The 14,194-nt window shown below is 65.2% G+C and carries 15 protein-coding genes; all 15 read right to left on the bottom strand.

Annotation, left to right across the window (positions count from 1 at the left end; translation table 11 throughout):
- Positions 1 to 292 precede the first annotated feature (292 nt).
- Positions 293 to 3,820, bottom strand: coding sequence for a hypothetical protein (locus AC1REM_RS07945; RefSeq protein ID WP_492514139.1), 3,528 nt, complete (start codon positions 3,818 to 3,820; stop codon positions 293 to 295).
- A complete protein-coding gene (locus AC1REM_RS07940) occupies positions 3,817 to 4,134 on the bottom strand; it encodes a hypothetical protein (RefSeq protein ID WP_492514138.1) in 318 nt (105 codons plus the stop codon). Before AC1REM_RS07940 ends, AC1REM_RS07945 begins: the two co-directional genes overlap by 4 nt.
- Positions 4,135 to 4,205: 71 nt before the next feature.
- A complete protein-coding gene (locus tag AC1REM_RS07935) occupies positions 4,206 to 4,640 on the bottom strand; it encodes a hypothetical protein (protein WP_492514137.1) in 435 nt (144 codons plus the stop codon).
- A gap of 87 nt (positions 4,641 to 4,727) precedes the next feature.
- Positions 4,728 to 5,501 (bottom strand): phage tail tube protein, encoded by a 774-nt coding sequence (locus AC1REM_RS07930; protein ID WP_492514136.1) that lies wholly within the window; start codon positions 5,499 to 5,501, stop codon positions 4,728 to 4,730.
- Positions 5,502 to 5,554: 53 nt separating this feature from the next.
- Complete coding sequence (locus AC1REM_RS07925; RefSeq protein ID WP_492514135.1) at positions 5,555 to 5,977, bottom strand: hypothetical protein; 423 nt, start codon at positions 5,975 to 5,977, stop codon at positions 5,555 to 5,557.
- Positions 5,977 to 6,318 (bottom strand): DUF5403 family protein, encoded by a 342-nt coding sequence (locus tag AC1REM_RS07920; RefSeq protein ID WP_492514134.1) that lies wholly within the window; start codon positions 6,316 to 6,318, stop codon positions 5,977 to 5,979. The genes AC1REM_RS07925 and AC1REM_RS07920 overlap by 1 nt, the downstream gene beginning before the upstream one ends.
- A gap of 2 nt (positions 6,319 to 6,320) precedes the next feature.
- On the bottom strand, positions 6,321 to 6,671 hold the full coding sequence (locus tag AC1REM_RS07915; RefSeq protein ID WP_492514133.1) for a hypothetical protein: 351 nt from the start codon (positions 6,669 to 6,671) through the stop codon (positions 6,321 to 6,323).
- Positions 6,671 to 7,075 carry a hypothetical protein gene (locus AC1REM_RS07910; protein WP_492514132.1) on the bottom strand — a complete coding sequence of 135 codons (405 nt, stop codon included), beginning with the start codon at positions 7,073 to 7,075 and terminating at the stop codon, positions 6,671 to 6,673. The genes AC1REM_RS07915 and AC1REM_RS07910 overlap by 1 nt, the downstream gene beginning before the upstream one ends.
- A gap of 4 nt (positions 7,076 to 7,079) precedes the next feature.
- Complete coding sequence (locus AC1REM_RS07905) at positions 7,080 to 7,550, bottom strand: SAP domain-containing protein (protein ID WP_492514131.1); 471 nt, start codon at positions 7,548 to 7,550, stop codon at positions 7,080 to 7,082.
- A gap of 71 nt (positions 7,551 to 7,621) precedes the next feature.
- Positions 7,622 to 8,617, bottom strand: a complete 996-nt coding sequence (locus AC1REM_RS07900; protein ID WP_492514130.1) for a major capsid protein — start codon at positions 8,615 to 8,617, stop codon at positions 7,622 to 7,624.
- Positions 8,618 to 8,620: 3 nt separating this feature from the next.
- Positions 8,621 to 9,025 carry a head decoration protein gene (locus tag AC1REM_RS07895; RefSeq protein WP_492514129.1) on the bottom strand — a complete coding sequence of 135 codons (405 nt, stop codon included), beginning with the start codon at positions 9,023 to 9,025 and terminating at the stop codon, positions 8,621 to 8,623.
- A gap of 14 nt (positions 9,026 to 9,039) precedes the next feature.
- Positions 9,040 to 9,828, bottom strand: a complete 789-nt coding sequence (locus AC1REM_RS07890; RefSeq protein ID WP_492514128.1) for a hypothetical protein — start codon at positions 9,826 to 9,828, stop codon at positions 9,040 to 9,042.
- Between the two features lie 78 nt (positions 9,829 to 9,906).
- Positions 9,907 to 10,998, bottom strand: a complete 1,092-nt coding sequence (locus tag AC1REM_RS07885; RefSeq protein ID WP_492514127.1) for a hypothetical protein — start codon at positions 10,996 to 10,998, stop codon at positions 9,907 to 9,909.
- On the bottom strand, positions 10,988 to 12,418 hold the full coding sequence (locus tag AC1REM_RS07880) for a hypothetical protein (RefSeq protein WP_492514126.1): 1,431 nt from the start codon (positions 12,416 to 12,418) through the stop codon (positions 10,988 to 10,990). Before AC1REM_RS07880 ends, AC1REM_RS07885 begins: the two co-directional genes overlap by 11 nt.
- A 19-nt stretch (positions 12,419 to 12,437) precedes the next feature.
- A complete protein-coding gene (locus AC1REM_RS07875; RefSeq protein ID WP_492514125.1) occupies positions 12,438 to 14,192 on the bottom strand; it encodes a terminase TerL endonuclease subunit in 1,755 nt (584 codons plus the stop codon).
- Positions 14,193 to 14,194: the final 2 nt, after the last annotated feature.

Below are 14,194 nucleotides of genomic sequence, written 5' to 3'. Positions count from 1 at the left end.
TCCACGGACGAGCTCGCCAAACGGCCGATTGCTTGTCGGCCTGGTGCGTTGACGTCTGTGAGCACCAGCGTCGGGGTGAGGAACAACGCCTGCAGCGCTTCCCACCCCGACGGTGGAGTGTTCACGGTCAACGACCACAGTGGCGCCCCGAAAGCGGAGGGCATCGGGACAACCCCGTCTCGCCCCTCGAGGTTGATCTGTGAGAGATTCGCCTCGAACGACGAGTACGGGACTGACCCGGCCCGGAATACCCATCCCATCTCGGAGTTGTCCAGGGAGACACCGTTGACGATCATCCGAGCATCACCCCCGCCATGTCTGCGGCTTCTCGCGCCTCATTCTTCAAGTCCCGGACCGTGGGGTTGTGGATGTTGAGAACGACCGCTCGGCCTGCACCTGACCCGGATGCTCCCTGAGCGCGCCCTGACCCCCCGGACAGACCGGCCATGGGGACCGGGCCAACCATCGAGGCACGGACCTGGCCGGCTCGCATTGCGTTCGGCATTGACGACGACATGGACCGACGCAAGCCGTCCGTGAACTGTTCGCCAAGGGCGGCACCGGATGTCTCGACTCGTGTCCACCCAGCGCCGCTAAATGGGCCGCGCTTAGCGGGCGAGTGCGGGAAGAAGTCGGCTACGACGCTCATGATGTTGCTCGCCGCATTCCTTAGGTTGCTCCACATGGAGTTGAGCCCGCCAATGAATCCTTGGACGACCGAGCGCCCGGAACTCCATAGCCAGCCCCCTGCGTCGCCCAACGCCGACGTCACAGCGGTTCGGATTCCACCGAGCCATTCAGTGACCGCCCCCCAGCCATCAGCGAGTCCGCCATGGAACCCGGCGATGGTCTGAGTGCCCGGGCCTCTCAGCCAGGAGATCGCATCCGTGAAGGCCGTGGCTACCCCTGGGAAGGTCGTCGCGAACCACGCAGAGACCGTGCCCCACGCCGAAATCGCGCCTTCGGCGAATCCTTCGACAGCCGCCGCGCCACCTGGGCCAAGCCACGTTCTCACGTCTGACAGTGCGGATGTGACTGTGTCCCTCGCACCTGCAACGGCCTGGTCGAGCGCTGGGTACGCGATCGTCATGCCGTTGGCGAGCCCCCGCGAGAACCCGCCGCCTGCGCCACCGGCACCGGCCTCGATGTCGATCCCAAGCTGCTGCACATCCCAGAGAATCTGAGATCGCAGTTCTGATGGGAGCGGAGCGGCCACCTTGTCCCACAAAGCCTGAGCCGCAGTGATCCCACCAGACTCGAACGACGTGCGAAGCGCGTTGGTGACGCGATCTGCTTCCGACTTGAGATCGTTCTCGATGCCAGGCTTGAGCTGCACCTTCGGAATGATCGGAGCGACGTACCCTTCTGGTGGGATGATCTGCTTCGCCCACCCGCCGAGCTGACGAGTGAGCTCATCGCGCACCTCAGGTCGCATTCCAGCCGCGTTGATCTTCGCCCACAGTGCGTGCGCGGCGCTTTGTCCCTCGTTCTCGAAGGTCGTACGCAGTCGCTCCACGTACCCCTCAGCGATAGCCTTTGCGGAAGCGCCGTCGGGCGGCTCGAACTCGGAGGAGACGATGAGCCGGTTGTCATCCATCCACTTCTGCGCCGCGGCCTGGTAGTCCTTGATGTACTCGTACGGATTGGCGTAGTCCGCTGGGTCCGGGGCCAGCCCAGAACGATCGAACTCCCCCTTACGAACCATCGCCTCTCGGTCGAGCCCGAGTACGTCACCCAGACCGCGGATGAGCTCGCCAAGCATGATGACGATTTCCCGCAGGGCGGGCGCTATCTCAGCCAGGAGCTCTGACGCGACGACGAGCAGATCGCCAATGGTAGGCATGGCCGTTTCGACGAAGCTCTTGAGGGCGGGTCCCACGGTTTCGGCGAACCGCCCCACTCCGGCAGCGAGGTCGGGCAGGATCGGGCGGATCGCGGCGGCGAGCGCATCGAACGCCGGGGCGAGCTCAGCGAGCACGTTCGCCGCCGTCGGCAACAGCGTCCCGGCGAGGTCGCCCAGCAGCCCGAGGAAGTTGCCGAAGGTGTCGGCGATCGGTTGCAGACTCGGCTTGATCCCTTCAAGGGCGCGGAGCAGCCCAAGCGAGAAATCATCGACGCCCCGCGAGAACACAGGCGAGTTGAGGGCGTTTGCGGATGCTTCGATCAGACCGCCAAGGAACTTCCCGGCCGAACCGATGAATCGCTCCGTGGTCTTGTCGAGGTCTGACACAAGCCGCCCGATGGCCTTGAACGCATCGCCGAACGAGCTCATGGCGGTGTTCGACCCGCGGAACACAGCCGTCATGCCGCGCTGGAAGTCGGCTCCCTTGACGGTGCCCTCCCAGGACTGCATGGTCTTCGCGAATCCGTCGAGTCCCTGCGAGCCAGCGGCTTCCGCAGCCTTCCAGAGCCCCTCGAAGATGCCCGCGATGCCAGTCGTGGCATCCCAAAGGTCGTACATCGAGTCGATGGCAGATTCCATCCACTCGCCGAGGCGCCCGTCGTTGGAGATCGCGTTGAGCCAGTTGTCGAACGTGTCGGCCTGGCGCACGAACCACGACGCGAGGCGTGGCGTGTACGTCGCGGCGATCTGAGACAGTGAGGTCATCGCTCCTGCGAACGCCGGAGCGCCCGTCGCGAGGATGCGCCATCCGTCGGCGATGCCCTTGAAGATCGACTCCATGCGCCCACCGGACAGCTCAACGGCGAACGCGTTCGACAGCGCCGCCGTGAAGTCGCCGATGCCCGCAGAGATGTCGCGGAACGAGTTCCGCAGTTGCGGCATCAGCCCCGTGACGAGGTCGAGGATCGGCTGTCGCGCGCGCCCCCAGAACGTCTCGTTGATGATGTCGCCGAGCTCCTGCATGTCGCTCTTGAGTGGGGCGAGCTCTGTCCCTGCGTTGCGCAGCGCAACGATCAGAGCAGTGGCCGAGCCGAGTGCGTTCAAGAGCAGACCGGGGAGGACGAGGAACGCCGGCGTGATCGACACGAGCCCCTGCCCGATGCCGACAAGTCCCGACGTCGCCGAGAAGACGGCCGCGATCATCGACGTGATGCCAGAGGTCCATCCGACGATGCTCGGAAGCGCGCGGTCAAGGTTCTTCATCGACTCGGCCAGGGAGTCGATCCACTTCCACGACAGACGAGCGCCAGACAAGGCGGACAGGGTCGTGAGCGCCGACGCAACAGACGTCTTGCTCACCTTTACGAAGAGGTTGACGATCCGATCCCGCGCAGCATAGGAAAGCTGACGCGACGCGACCGCAGTGAACGCGTTCGCGTCGATGCGTGACTGGCGGTCTTTTGCTACCTTGTCGATCTGGTCGTTGATCTCAGAGAGGCGATGCCGCAGCTTCTCGGCTTCGACCGGAGAAAGGATCTCGTTCTCAAGTCGGCCTGAGACCTTGTCGAATGCCGCAGCCAGGACATCCATCTGCCGACGGAGCATACGGTCGTCAAGGGTGGGCTCGAGAGTCGGTTCGATGCTCGAGAGCATCTTCTTCATGTCGCGGCGCATCCGCTCGATAGCGATGGCATCGAGGGTCGGCTTGAAATTCGCGATTTCCTTCGAACGCTCGTCGAGCTTGACCGAGGCCTTCACCGTGGCGTGGACTGCCGCGAGATCGATGCCGCTCATCTGTCGACGAATGTCTTCACGGATCGCGGCGTTGTCGAGCTTCGCCTTGTTCACGTTGACGGTCATCTTCGTCGTGCGCCCGATCGTCTCGAGCTTCTTCACGAGTTCCTTGCGGAACTTCGTGGTGTCGGGAACGACTCGGATCGAGAGCCGGCCGATGTTGCGTCCAGGGTTGAAGGTCATCCCGGATCACCCCCAAACATGAATCGGTCGAACTTGGCGGGTGTGAGCTCCGCGAGTGTGGCCGGCCGGATCTCGACCGGTTCGACTGGTGCGCCCGGGTAGTCGATGAACATCTCGGGATGCTCCGCACCGGACAGCCCTTGAATGAGGGATGCGATGAGGTTGTGGGTGCGTGCGGCGATGACCGTCGAGGCGTCCCAGCCTTGGAGTTCCGGTGTACCCCCGCGCTCGGCGAAGACGCGCGAGTGCGGGTTGAGGTTGAGATGTTCGGTGAGTGCGATGACGTGGTGGGCGGACAGGGTGCCCGCCCACACGTCATCGATGTTCAGCCCGTAGAACTGCGCGAGGTCGGCGCGGAGCGCCCCGAGAGTGTCGAGTTCGTCGATCAGTTCTCGGAGCCGGAGGATTCCCCCAGTGCGTCCCGGTAGTGGGTGAAGAGCGCCATGAAGTGCTCTTCCTTCTTGCCCTCCGCCCAGACGGCGTAGTCGTCGGGGTTCTCGGCGATGCGCTCAGCCCACAGGTCGATCGACGCAACGAACTGCTGCAGCGCCTGGAATCGCTCGATGTCGTCCGGCTTGCTCATGTCGTACTCGAGTGGACCGTCATTGCCGTCGAACGCGCCAGACTTGGCCGCGTCAAGCATGAGGTTGTTGAAGTCGTTGCGGTGGGAAATGCGGAACCGGTGGACCGGGAGCAGCGCAGGCATGTCGCCCAGCAGCTCTTCGTAAAGCGCGGCGCGTTCCGCCTGCTCGTCGATGATCTCGGAGGGCTTGGGAGCCTTCGGCTTGCGGTCCTGGGGAACCTTCGGGGAAGTAGTCATGGCAGACCTTTCAGCGCGCAGACCGGGTACGAGAAAGACCCCCGAGGGCGGGTCTGCACATGATGCGCCCTCGGGGGTGGCTTGGGACTACTGGATGCGGCGCCAGGTGACGGTGGCGTCGGTGACCGTCGCGCCGACCGCGGGGGCGGTGGGTGCGGATGCTCCCGACTTGCCGGCCGTGGTGGCTTCGAGGATCTCGCCGCCCGGGAGCGCGACGAGGTTGCCCGCGGCGTAGTCGGTCGTACCCGTCCACGTGCCGAGCGAGAGCGCGGACGAGAAGATCTGGTAGATACCAGCGCGCCCGTTGACGGGCGGGATGACCGACGCGTCTGCGGAGAGGATGGAACCAGACAGCGGGAGCTCGAAGAAGTTCGCGGTGTCGACAGTCGGAGCGTCACCGATGGACGTGTCGACGTTCGGAATCCAGAAGCCGAGCGAGCCCGTGGTGTCCTGGAAGTACAGGAACAGCGCGACCTCGGTCGAGGACGAACCCGCGACGGTGTAGCCGCCCGTGGCGGGGTCGAACGCACCCTGGAAGGCGAGGTCGAGAGTCGTCGGGTCGATCTGCAGAGCGGCGACGTTCACGCCCCACTGCGTCGAACTGGTCGACGTGCGAACGCCGTCGGCGAGGAACGAGTCAAGAGACTCCTTGTCGCCGCCCTCCTTCGTGAACGCGATGGTGTTCTGCTTGGATGTGTGGCCGAGGTTCAGCCACTTCGCGCCACCCGAGCCCGCGGCGGCGACGTTCTCTGCGGTGAGCGAGAACGCCGTCATCGGGTCGAGCGGCGGCTTGGTGCCCTTCGGAGCCTTGAACACGGTTCCGTGGCCGGGGATAACGAGCTTGGTCTTGTCAACAGACACGATTGCCTCCTGGTTGGTGTGCAGACCAACTCGCCGTGGCGAGCCCAGGGTGGTTAGTGGTTGCGGGCCGTGATGCTCCATGAGCCGGTGTATTGGACGACCGTCTTCGCTTCCATCTGCGCTTCGCCGCCGACGCGGGAGGGAGCACTGATGTCTTCGACGCTCTCGACGGCGCCGACGCCGGGGACGATCCCCTCGAGCGGCGAGTCCCACGACCAGACGGTCTTGTACATGGCGCGAGCGATATCGAATGCGTCGGCGGTCTCGGCGATCACGGTGCCGGTGAGCGTGACGACCCACAGGCCGTTGCCGCTCGGATGCTGCGCGATGGATGAGTAGTGGGTGAGGATCGGGATCTCGGCGTATGAGCCAGTGTCGAGGTCACCGACGATTGTGACCTCGGGAGCAGATGCCGCGCGGAGGAGCTTCTGGAAGAGCATGTCCGCGTCAAGCAGGTCGACTTCGAATCGGCCCATCAATGCACCGCCGCCATGCCGCGGGCCATCGGGTGCTGTCCGGGAATCCATCGCACGCGTCGCGCGTTCTTGTAGCGGACGAAGTGCCCGTACTCGATCGACAGCGTTCCCGGGTCGGTGGAGCTGATCACACGGTCGCTCACCCGTCGACCGACACCAATCTCGCCCGGTACGGTCTGTACCGTCAGCCCGTCAATGAAGCTGCCTGTCAACCGGTGGCCGACCGCTACCGAGCGAACCGAGCGGTGGACTCGCGCAGCGGCACGGTCCATTTCAGGATGATTCCCGGCGATGATCGCCGCGACCAGTCGCGCGTCCTCGCGAACGTAGACATCAGACACCGTCACGCCTCCTTCCGGAGCCACTTGATCGTCACCCGGTAGTGGCCGGTGCGCTTCGAGACGGAGTGGTGCTGTGGAGCACCGACCGTCTCGTACCAGTTGCCGTTCCAGAGAACGTGCGAGTGGATGTCGCCTGGCCAGAGTGCGGAGCGAATGACCATGAGGTCGATGACCTGCAGGCCGAGCGTCTGCGCTTCTTCGGCCTGCGACCAGTCGCGCACGGGCTCAACCATGCACCGGACGTCGACGAGCGGCCCGACGGGTTCGAATGCCTGCTGTCCACGCTCGTTGCGCTGCATGGCCCGGTTCTGCACCTTGACGGTGTGGGGCGCTTTGCGCCGAAGCAGCGACATTACGGCCACCCGGGCTGTCGTCGCACGGTGGCGGTGCCGGCGCGCCCTGCGCGTTTCGGCGCGACGCGGCCGGTCAGGTCGCGCTCGTCGATGTCCGAGAACCAGAGGTAGCCGGACGCTACGAGCGCGTTTCGCTCGTAGCTGTACTGCCCTTCGCTCTCGGACTTGAATCCGTCTTCGTTGCCGAACTCTCGTGCGGCGACACGGACGACGACGGCTTTGAAGAGCCGCTCAGTGAGGATGCCGGATGCGAGGCGTGAGGCGACGACGCTCCCCCAGCGGCTCTTGATCTGATCGACGACTTCGCCCAACTTCCCGTCAAGGTAGTTGGGGTCGAAGTCCGAGACGTCGACGCGCGAGTAGGTCGGGATCTCGTCGTGAGTCACTTCGGGGAGCGTCGCCATCTGGTCACTCCTCGTTCTCGAGTGCGGCCTGCAGTTCGGCGTCGGTGAGCTCGTCGGCGTCTTCGATGCCGAGCTCGGCTGCCTTTGCGAGCATCTGATCGCGGTCGCCGTCGCCGTCGGGGTGCGTGTTGGTCTCCGGGGCATCGGCGGTGCGCTTCGCGCGGATGCGGTCGATGAGTTCCTGCTTCGATCCCGACTTCGCGATGCCGGCATTCTCGGCGACGTCGCGCAGTTCCTTGATCTTGAGCACATCGAGGCCATCAGCAGCGCCGCTGTCAGCGGCGTCCTCGACGCTCTTCGTGGGCGGTGCGGGAGTGGGAGTGTTCGCCGTGACCTCGGTCTCGCCCTTGCCCGCTGGCGTGAGAAGTGCAGGGTTCGTGACCCAGTCGGGGGCGGGGTCGCCCGGGCCGAGGACGACGGGGACACCGTTGATGACGCGGGAGACGTGTCCCGTGAGGATGTTCTTCTTGCTCATGGCAGACCTTCTCTTCGATGCAGAGCGGGGCGGCTCCCCGGAAGGGAACCGCCCCGCGTTGGCGTGAGTCGCTACGCGACCTTGAGGGACGCCGTGTTGTCCGGCGCCTGGAGCACGGGCAGGCCGATCGCCGACACGAGGACGTTGAAGCCCTCCGGGTCGTGCGTGTGCGTCGCGCCCGAGAAGAGACCCGCGGCCTCTGCGCGGCTGATGCCGTTCTCCGACGACATCGACTCGGCCGTGACGCCGAGCAGCGTGTTGCCGAACTGGGAGCCGGAGAGCAGGATGACCTTGTCGGCCGGGAACAGCTTCTGCTCCACGCCCTGACGGTTGACGATCGTCTGCTCGTTGACGCGCACCTCGCCGAAGCCCCACGAGCGGAGCACGGAGCGCACGTCATCTTCGCTGACCCGCGAGGGCAGGTCGGAACCGCGCCCAACGACGAGCTTGATGATCTCCGGGTTCGCCTGGAGCACTGACATGATCGTGCGCGACAGGAGGATCGACGAGATCCCCTTGTCCATCGCAGCACGCAGGCCCTCGAGGTCCGCGAGCGGGTCGGCTCCCACAGCGCCCCAGAGGGTGCCGGCGGTTGCGCTGTGGCTCGCCTTCCGACCGAAGTCGACGACGAAGTCCATCTGGCGCTCCTTGATCGTGACCTTGCCGTCGACGATCGCCTCGACCTGCGCGAGCACGAAGCGCGAGCCGACGGCCTGCGCGGTGCGCTCGGCGCGCTTGTCGAATGCCGCGCCGATCGCGTCTTCCATGCCGGCCATGACGAGCTCCTGGTGCTCGTCGACCGGGATGCGGATCGAGATCGGGGGGAGCTTGCCCGACGCGGTCTGCCCGGCGTCGAGCGTGCCGACCTCGGACTCGGTGTTGAACGCACGGAACGACGCGGCCGCGGGGAGCACAGACTGGCCGATGTTCACCGAGTAGTGAAGCGTCGGCGACGCCTCGATCGGGAGCAGATCAGCCGTCTCGAACGCCTCGACGTGCAGTTCGAACGCGGCGCGCGCGGTGCCGGTGAGCTGGACGGGGGTGCGGTGGTTCTTGGTGAACGCCATAGGTCAGTCCTCCACGTAGGTGATGGAGCACGAAGCGGTGGCCGTGAGGACGGCGGCGCGCTGTGCTGCGACGGGCAGGACCGAGGGCTTGACGATGCCGTGCTTGAACACGGCGATCGTCGGCTTGGAGCCTGCGGGAACTTCGACACCCTCGTTGTCGTTGAGGAAGCCGGCGAGGGTCTGGCGACCATCGGTGGCGTCGACGTCGTACGGGCCGTACAGCTTCGACGCGGTGATCTGACCGAGCGCAAGGCCGGACGGGGCACGACCGTCAACCTTGTGAGCGGCGGTCAGGGTGGAGATGTCGAGCTGGCCGGGGCGAGCAGAGTCTTCACCGTGGGCAGAGATGCGCCAACGGGTGTCCTGCTTCACGCCGGTTGCGCTCTTGGTGATCGAGAAATCGGTCATGATGAGCCTTCCTTTCAGGCGTTCTTCTTGTTGAGGCGCTCGCGTGCCGCCTGCTGTGCCGCCGCGACCGAACCGGTCGCGCCAGGCGCAGGCGGGATGCGTCCTTCATGGGCGCGCTGGTACTGCGCGCCCCAGGACGACTGCGAGCCAGGATCGTTGCCGCCCGCCGAACCGATGGACTGTGCGAACGTCTGGACCTTTGCGGCGTCCAGTTCTCCGTTGCCGCCGATGAACTTCGTCATGTCGGCGAACTCGACGAGACCATCCACACGGGAGGTCGCGTCGTCGAAGGACTCGTCTGCACCCCTGGTGAGCGCGATGAGCATGCCCTTCACGGCAATGTCGAGGTTCTGGTTCTTGCTCTGGGCGATGCCCTCGGCGCGACCAGCGTTCTTCGCCTCTTCGATGGCTCGTTCGTTGTCGCCGAGAGCGTCAAGGCGTGCCTGTTCGGCCGCGTCCTTGGCGGTCTGCAGCTCTTCCACGGTGCCGAGCTGCGCGTACTGCGTCACCGTGCGCTTGTCGATGTCGCGGAGGTACTGCCACTTGCGCGCCTCGTACCGAAGCGATGTGAGCTGCTGCTCCACCGGCAGGTCGTCCCGCTTGACGCCACGCGGGAAACCCCGCTTGGCGAGGAACTCCTCGTCGGAGAGCTGGTCGTCGGCTGGCAGGAACTCCACCTCGTCCGAAGCTGGCGGCGTGCCTGCCTCGGCACCAGGGACCGGGTCGATGTAGCGGAACTGGGGCCGGTGCCAGTACGGAGCGAACTGGGGGCCGAGCACGCGGGTGGGCTTGTGTGCGGACATGGTGGATGAGCCTCCGAATCGGAAGTGGAATGCGCGCCCCGAATCAGGACGTGCGGACCCGCCGTAGCGGGAAGGTGGTCACGCCAAGTTGGCTTCGGCGCGGGCGATGAGTAGCCGGTGCCACTCGATCGCCTTGTCGATGTCTTTGACCGGCACGGCCCGACCGCTGCCCGTCATGTCGACGAGGTTGGTGTTTCGGGCCTTCGCGTCAAGGAGGATGTCGATGCTGCGGGTCGATGTTGCGAGGTGGGCGCGCCACATCTTCTGTCGCGCCTCGTCGTTCATCCGCTCGAACGGAGTGAACTTCTGGCGTTTCGACTGTCGGTTCACTTCGCGGACGTCGCGGAACGCGCCGCCACGCTCGGTCAGGATGGGACCGAGCTCGCCATGCTCACGAATCTGAACCTTGATGCGCTTGAGGTCTTCGGCATAGTTGCTGCCTGCGGCCTTGTAGAGCGCGTCGAGGTCTTCACGGTTGAGGCGCAGGCCGAGATCCTGCTTCGCGGTGATCGGTGAGATCGTGCACTTGCACTTGTCGTGCAGCGGCATGAGCTCGGACTTCGTGTAGAACCGCGACGACGCGACGACGCAGAGCCCACAGGTTCCGGTCTTCGAGAACTCCGGGTGGATCACCCGTCGATACCCGACGACCTTCGGTGCGGACCAGAGCACCTTCTGCGCTTCGTCTCTCGCAGTAGCGGCAAGGTCGTCTTCTACGACCGAGGTGAGTCGGTCTGTGAAGCTCTTCCACTGTTCGTCCGATACCCGCTCCGGCCAGGGCGGGGTCTCCCCCGTCTCGCGTTCGACCTTCTTGCGGTCCTCGCGGATGCGGTGTTCGAGTTGGCGTGCTGGCCGCTTGTAGACCTCGATGATCGGCGTACCGCCACGTTCGTAGGTGTCGATGATCGGCGGGAGCGTTTCAGGCATCGCCTGCAGCAGCTCAAGTTGCCGGATCATGAACGCCCGCGACAGGCGGCGTGCGCGGCGCGTGGCGGCGTCGACGTGCACAGCGGATGCCGCCGCGGCGGCGTTCACCATGTCGGGTCGCCCCCACCATGAGAACGGGAGCCAGAGCTGCAACAGTGCCCGAACGAGGGCTTCCACGATCGATGCGTGCTCCCGCGCGTACGTGTCGACAAGCAGCGTGTACTTCTCGTCGTCAGTCGCCACCATCGCCGCCTGTGGCTGTCAACGCCTGCGACGGCGTCGCAGCTCCGCTGAGAGCGAGCGTGAACGCCTCCTCGGCGCGATCGCTTGCCGCAGCGCGGCGCTGTTCAGGCGACATCTCGAACACCTCCGCGTCGATCCATGCCTGCGTCGCACCACCCGACTTGAACTTCGGTGCCGCTTCGGCCTTCTCGGCGAGCGTTGCCGGGTTGACCTTCGCGAACTCGACCTCGATGCCGGTGTACTCCGCGCGTGCCGACTCACCCTCGATGAGGAACGACGTCGACATCGCCTGTGCGAATGATGCGGCGGCGATTCGGTTCATGCGGTTGACCGCATTGATGAGCGGCTGATGCGAGATCTGTGACCCGAGGGCGGACTGGTTTGCCGACGACGAGTCGAAGATGCTGAGCGGCGTGCGCGTGATCGTGCAGAGGTCTTTCAGCTCGTCCTTGCGCGCCTCGTAGATGGGTCGGACGTCGGTTGCGGACGACTCCCACATCTTCGCCGACGCCGGAAGCGTCCACAGCGCCGCTGGGCCGGTGCGGAAGACCTCGTCGTAGTCGACGACCTGGCCGGCCTTCGGGTGATCCTCGGGGTAGACGTCGTCCAGGTCAGCCATCACGGCGCGCTGCCGGAACGACTGCATGACGATGAGCGTCAGGCCGTTGAGGGTGATCTCGTTGATGCGATCGAGCGAGTCCAGGTGCTTCTCATAGATGCCGAAACCGTCCGGCGTCGAGTGCTTCGTGACCAGCGATTCGGTGACGTTGCCTGTCGCGACGGGCGGGCCAGCCCACGTCCAGTCGGACGTGATCGACCATTCGCTGCCGTCGTTCGGGAGCGTCGGAACGGCTGTCACTCGGTAGGCGATCCGGAAGTAGCCGGGACGGTACAGGGTGATCTCTTCCGTGCCGAGCAGGGCGTTGTAGCCGACCTCGATTGCGGCGAGGGTGATCCACGGGTAGCGGGAGTCCTGTTCGCTGATCGTCGTCCACTCGTTCGCGACGTGCCACATCGCCTTGCGCTCGGCGTTCTGCGTCGTGATGATGTACGCGCGTCCGTAGTCGCCGACGTCGTTGAACTGCGACACCGACTGCACGTCCATGCGTGACCGATCCCAGATCGCCTGCGCGGCAAGGTCGCCGTTCGCATCTCCAGGAGCCGCAGTGCGGAACGCGACGACCTCCTGACGATCCGTGCGTGCGTCGCGCAGCGTCTCGGCAACGTGCAGGCGCGAGCGACGCATGAACCGGAGGTACTGCTGGCTGATCGCCTGATCCCACGTGTCAGTGGGAAGCAGGGCGTCGCCGTCGCGGTATGACCGCAGCTTCTCCATGCGCGGCAGCCCGCTTCCGAGCTGCCGCGCAAGGCGCATAAGCCACCAGTCATCTGAGCCTGGAATGTGGGTGTCAAGCAGCACTTTCCACCTCTTTCCTGCATCATCGAACCCGGCGAGCCGTACCCGTCCGCTTCTTGAACTGCTTCTTGTATCGGGCGCGCCCCTCGACCGCGAGGCACATGCCCATCGCGGCGTCCATCTTCTTGAGTGACCCCTTGCGGTCCTTGCCGATGACGTCGCCGGCAGAGCGCTTCCAGCGGTGGGCGTTCATTACGTGACGGCTCAGCACACGGTGGTTGCCGTGTCGGAGCTCGCCCGACTTGATCGCCGTCTCCGTGCGCTCGACGAGCTTTGCCATCTCGGTGTGACGCGAGGTCTCGAACGAGATCGGCTTCACGTCCGTCGCCTTGACGACCAGCTCCGGCCCGTACTTCGTCTCCCAGCGGTCGACGTAGTCACGCCAGTGCGGCGGGTCAGCGAGGAACGCGACGACCTTGAACTTCTTGAACGTCGCGTCGAGCACGGCTTCGACCTCTTGGTGGTCGACCTGCCAGTGCTTCGCTTCCTTCGAGTCGGGCGCTTCCCAGATGCCGATTGGGAAGACGTAGCCGTCGTCGATGCGGCAGGCGATGAGCACTGTCGCGTCGGAGTTCAGCGAGCCGTCGAACCCGAGCGCGATCTTGTCGCCCCGCATCGGCGGGCGGAAGCCGAGCTTCTCGCCGTTCGCCTTCGCCTCGGCGAGCAACGCCTGCAGGCCGATCTTCGACCAGTCCGCGAGCTTCAACCACGCGTTCTTGCCCGCGACGACCGCGTTGAAGAAATACCGGATGGTGTCTTCCTCGGAGCGGCGCGGGTCGAACAGGTCATCGAGCATGCCGTCGACGTCGTTCCACGCGATCGCATCACCGAAGGACTCCAGGAACGCTTCGGTGAGCCGCTCGATGTACTCCTTCTCGGTCTCGAGCCGCATGCCGCCGCGCTTCGTCGGATCGGGCACCTTGATCTTGTCGAGGGACTCGACATTCGCCCAGCGGTGATCGAACAGCAGACGCGGCCGGCGCGCCTTCTTGTCTTCGATCTGGTCCGCGAGGAAGTACGTGTCCTCAGCAACCGACTCGGCGCCAGGCTCGTACATCGTCGTGGTCTCGATGAACCACGTGCCTTCCTTGCGTCGCTTCGACAGGTTTCGGACGACGGTGTCGTACATGGACCGCAGCGTGTCCGTCTCGTACAGGTGGGTCTCGTCAAACACCGCGAACGTTTCGAGCCCGCCGTCCTTCGACGCGGCACCAGCCGTTGACGGGGTGATCGTCCCGCCGTTGTGCGGGATCAGCACGCGCGTCTTGCCGGCGTCCACGCCGTAGACCGCTTTCAGCGCGTAGAGCGGGGCGTCCTCGTTCGTGAGGTTGTAGTAGACATTGTCGTAGACGTTGCCGGTCTGACCCTCTTCGGTCGCCATGATCTTGACGACCGGCGATCGAACCGGCTTACCCATCGGCTCACCCTTGACGTACGTGTACGTACGCCCGAGGAACTCGTAGGTTTCGCCACCCTTCGCCCACCCGGCGAACCGGGCAGGGCCGAACGCCTCGAACAGCACAAGCGCCGCAGCGAGCCCCGACTTGTCGGTGCCCTTCGGTCGGGAGAAGAACGCCGAGTTGTAGTAGCGCTTCCCGGCCTTGTCGTGCGCGTAGCAGTCGACGATGAAGCCGGTGTACTCGTCGCCGTACTTGATCGGCATGCCCTGAGCGCCACCGCGACCGTGGACGACAAACGTCTCGATCCACCACGTCGCGACCCACCCGAGCGAGCGGTTCCTGTCGTGCCCCGGGCTGCGAATCAGACGCCGGGGCATCG

The sequence above is a fragment of the Microbacterium sp. GW823-FHT02G05 genome (assembly GCF_058797175.1).
Note: the sequence above shows the minus strand (reverse complement) of the source record. Positions and strands in the feature narration are given on the sequence as shown.

What these genes read in the sequence shown, in the direction of transcription:
- AC1REM_RS07875 (WP_492514125.1), bottom strand. Translation starts at nt 14,192, where the DNA reads ATGCCCCGGCGTCTGATTCGCAGCCCGGGGCACGACAGGAACCGCTCG.
- AC1REM_RS07925 (WP_492514135.1), bottom strand. Translation starts at nt 5,977, where the DNA reads ATGGGCCGATTCGAAGTCGACCTGCTTGACGCGGACATGCTCTTCCAG.
- AC1REM_RS07910 (WP_492514132.1), bottom strand. Translation starts at nt 7,075, where the DNA reads ATGGCGACGCTCCCCGAAGTGACTCACGACGAGATCCCGACCTACTCG.
- AC1REM_RS07890 (WP_492514128.1), bottom strand. Translation starts at nt 9,828, where the DNA reads ATGTCCGCACACAAGCCCACCCGCGTGCTCGGCCCCCAGTTCGCTCCG.
- AC1REM_RS07945 (WP_492514139.1), bottom strand. Translation starts at nt 3,820, where the DNA reads ATGACCTTCAACCCTGGACGCAACATCGGCCGGCTCTCGATCCGAGTC.
- AC1REM_RS07895 (WP_492514129.1), bottom strand. Translation starts at nt 9,025, where the DNA reads ATGACCGATTTCTCGATCACCAAGAGCGCAACCGGCGTGAAGCAGGAC.
- AC1REM_RS07900 (WP_492514130.1), bottom strand. Translation starts at nt 8,617, where the DNA reads ATGGCGTTCACCAAGAACCACCGCACCCCCGTCCAGCTCACCGGCACC.
- AC1REM_RS07905 (WP_492514131.1), bottom strand. Translation starts at nt 7,550, where the DNA reads ATGAGCAAGAAGAACATCCTCACGGGACACGTCTCCCGCGTCATCAAC.
- AC1REM_RS07915 (WP_492514133.1), bottom strand. Translation starts at nt 6,671, where the DNA reads ATGTCGCTGCTTCGGCGCAAAGCGCCCCACACCGTCAAGGTGCAGAAC.
- AC1REM_RS07935 (WP_492514137.1), bottom strand. Translation starts at nt 4,640, where the DNA reads ATGACTACTTCCCCGAAGGTTCCCCAGGACCGCAAGCCGAAGGCTCCC.